The sequence below is a fragment of the Oceanobacillus polygoni genome (assembly GCF_008304605.1).
Taxonomy (GTDB): Bacteria; Bacillota; Bacilli; order Bacillales; family Amphibacillaceae; genus Oceanobacillus; species Oceanobacillus polygoni.
In genome coordinates this window covers 1-2586 of sequence record NZ_PIJY01000019.1, presented here as the reverse complement: position 1 = coordinate 2586, position 2586 = coordinate 1, and the positions used below count along the sequence as shown (strand labels likewise).

Here is a 2586-nt window from a genome sequence, read left to right as displayed (position 1 = left end):
TGTAACTGATAAAGTAAAATATACAGTTTCCGATAAATAAAAAGGAACACTTATTAAGCTGATAATGATCTTTGGTAGTTTTCATGAAGCTGCCCTAGGGCAGCTTCATGAAAACTACCTTGCGAGAATGATAGACTATAAAATATCTCTTCATCACTGGTATGATAATACTAGCATCAAAGAACAAGACAGTGATGGAGGAAAAAAGGTGGATAAGTGGGAAATGTATATGGAAATTCATCAATTATTAAAGCAGGGATTTAGTAAAGTTAAAATTGCGGAGAAGCTTGGTATTTCAAGAATCACTGTATACCGATATCTAAAGCGTAACCCGGAAACAATGGCTAAATGGATAGAGAATATAAAAACAAGAAAGAGGAAATTGGATCCCTATAAAGAATTAATTCTGACTTGGTTAAGAGAACATCCAGATATGTCAGCTGCACAGGTGTTGGACTGGTTATTAGAAAAATATCCTGGTATAGAGATAGCTGAAAGTACTGTTCGTCTTTATGTAAGGGAACTTAGAAAAGCTTACGATATCCCTAAGGAAGCATCACTCCGAGATTATGAATCTCTTCCAGAACTTCCAATGGGTTCACAAATGCAAGTAGACTTCGGTCAAACAGAACAGCTAACTCCGACTGGTAAGAAAGTAAAACTACGTTTTATAGCATTTGTGCTTTCACATTCTCGTTATAAATATAAAGAATGGCTAGACAGACCTTTTACAACACGGGATGTAATACGTGCACATGAAAATGCATTTTACTATTTCAGTGGTGTTCCAGATGAAATTGTATATGATCAAGACGCATTAATACTTGTCAGTGAAAATGGAGGAGATCTTGTTTTAACAAGAGAATTTCAATCCTATAAAGAGGAAAGAAATTTAGTTCTCTGGATGTGTCGGAAAGCTGACCCAGAAAGCAAAGGGAAAATAGAAAATGTAGTCAAATATATTAAACACAACTTTGCGAGACATCGTTTATATCATGGGCTTGAATCTTGGAATGAAGCTGGATGGAATTGGCTCGAACGCACTGGGAACTATAAAATGCATCACACAACAAAAAAGAGACCGGTCGAAGTGTTCACCCTAGAAAAGTCACACTTACGTCCAATCTCTTCTACCATCGAAAATGCAAATATCAATGGTAACTATAGCTCAAGTATAACAAGAAGTGTTCGTAAGGACAATATTATTTGGTATAAATCAAATCGATATACTGTTCCTTTAGGAACATTTAATAAAATAAAACAAGTTTATATTGAAGTGGCAGATGATGGACATCTCATGGTACGTGAGACCAAATCGGGTCCTATTCTAGCTAAACATAAAATTGATTCTGGAAAAGGAAATCTCATTCAGGACCGTAAACATACACGTGATCGTACAAAGGGTATTGATACGTACATTGAGACAGTTGCTTCTACCTTTAGTAATCCAACAAAGGCAAGGGAGTATCTACAAGAAATTAGAAAAGTTCGTCCTCGTTATATTCGGGACCAACTTCAAATGGTTTCAAAACAAATAAAAGCACATGAACAAAGTATACTGGATCAAGCATTAGACGAATGTTTAAATCGACAATTAATTAGTGCGACAGACTTTATCGATATGGTTCAGTACCTGAACCGACAACGACCTGTAACGGATACAGATGACACATTAAACAGTGCGAACATAAAACCGATTCATCCTTGGAGTGAATCTATCCTACAGACGGAAACTCATAAGAGGGATATTAATGAATATCTTTCTGTGTTAGAAGGTGAAATGCGATGAATCAACTATCAACGTTACAAGATACACTAAAATCACTTCGTTTAGGAGAAACCGCCAATCACCTTCCAGTTTTATTAGAAAAAGCCAAAACGAACGATGATACATACGCATCCTTTTTAATGAATGTGATGAGTTATGAACAAAAAAGACGTGAAGATAAACAAATTGAGAGACGCTTAAAATGGGCAACCTTCCCCTATCACAAAACATTAGAGCAATTTAATTTAAATGAACAAGAGTCTCTAAGTAAAAAGCAATATAATCAGCTAAAAGAATTATTATGGATTGAACAATTATACAATCTAATCCTCCTAGGACCGCCAGGTGTCGGTAAAACACACCTAGCCATTGGGCTAGGGATTCAAGCAATTCATCAAGGATATAAAGTAGTTTTTTCGTCCATGGGCGAATTAATCCAGACTTTGAAAACCGAAGAAATTACACGGAAGTCACAAACAAGAATGAATCGAATTCGTACAGCAGATTTAGTGATTATTGATGATCTAATGTTTATGGCAATGAATCAAAAGGAAGCTAACTTATTCTTTCATTTAATAAATGAACTATATAATAATGCTTGTGTCATCCTTACTTCTAACAAAGCGCCTAAAGAATGGGGCGAACTATTGGGTGATCCGGCGATTACAACAGCAATTTTAGATCGAATTATGCATCGAGCAGAGATAATCCATTTGAATGAGGATAGTTATCGAATGAAACATAGATTATCTATTTTTGGAGAAGAAAGTGTTTCAAATTAATTATCGAAAACTGTAACTTTCTACTTGACGGTTACA

Annotated in this window: 2 protein-coding genes; both read left to right on the top strand. The window is 35.4% G+C overall.

The genetic code is table 11. The features are described 5' to 3' along the window. The first annotated feature begins 208 nt into the window (after positions 1–208). The gene (istA, locus tag F1560_RS06795) at positions 209–1789 is read left to right on the top strand and encodes an IS21 family transposase (protein ID WP_149473891.1); all 1581 of its coding nucleotides are present in this window, start codon (positions 209–211) and stop codon (positions 1787–1789) included. Beyond that, positions 1786–2550: an IS21-like element helper ATPase IstB gene (istB, locus tag F1560_RS06790; RefSeq protein ID WP_149473890.1), complete on the top strand. Its 765-nt coding sequence runs from the start codon at positions 1786–1788 to the stop codon at positions 2548–2550. The genes istA and istB overlap by 4 nt, the downstream gene beginning before the upstream one ends. The last annotated feature ends 36 nt before the right edge of the window (positions 2551–2586 follow it).